The organism is Streptomyces sp. HPF1205 (assembly GCF_020400825.1).
Taxonomy (GTDB): domain Bacteria; phylum Actinomycetota; class Actinomycetes; order Streptomycetales; family Streptomycetaceae; genus Actinacidiphila.
The window spans coordinates 1-484 of the sequence record NZ_JAINVH010000154.1 but is presented as its reverse complement, the minus strand read 5'-3'; the positions used below and the strand labels follow the sequence as shown (position 1 = coordinate 484).

At 75.6% G+C, this 484-nt stretch carries 1 protein-coding gene; it reads left to right on the top strand.

What is annotated here, in order from left to right; genetic code table 11:
* Nucleotides 1-484, top strand: a 484-nt coding sequence (locus K7G61_RS36070; RefSeq protein ID WP_225851373.1) for a hypothetical protein, incomplete at both ends; no start/stop codon positions are given.

The following is a 484-nucleotide window of genomic DNA, read 5'->3' as shown; positions in this document are numbered from 1 at the left end:
TGGCGCGTCGTCGGTGCTGTCCGGCACGTGGCTGCTCCTGCGCGCGGACGCGAACGGTGAGGGTACGGGCGCGGACGTCGCCGAGGCCGTGCGGGCGGCCGGCGCTCATGTCGTGGACGTGTCTCTGGGAGCGGACGCGGACCGCTCCGACGTGGCGGACGCGGTCCGTGTTGCGGTGGCCGGGCTCGCGGACGGCGGGGCGGTCAGCGGTGTGCTGGTCCTGCCGGTGCGGGACGGGGGAGTGGCGCCGGACGCCGGGGTCCTGGGTTTCGCGCTGGCGGCTGTCCAGGGTGTGGGGGATGCCGAGTGCGGTGGCCGGGTGTGGGTCGTGACGCGGGGCGCGGTGTCGACCGGGCGCTCCGACACGCTGGAATCCCCTGCGGGCGGTCTGCTGTGGGGCTTGAGCCGGGTCGCCGCGCTGGAGCTGCCGGACAGTTGGGGTGGTGTGGTGGATCTGCCGGGTGTGGTGGATGTGCGGGCGGGG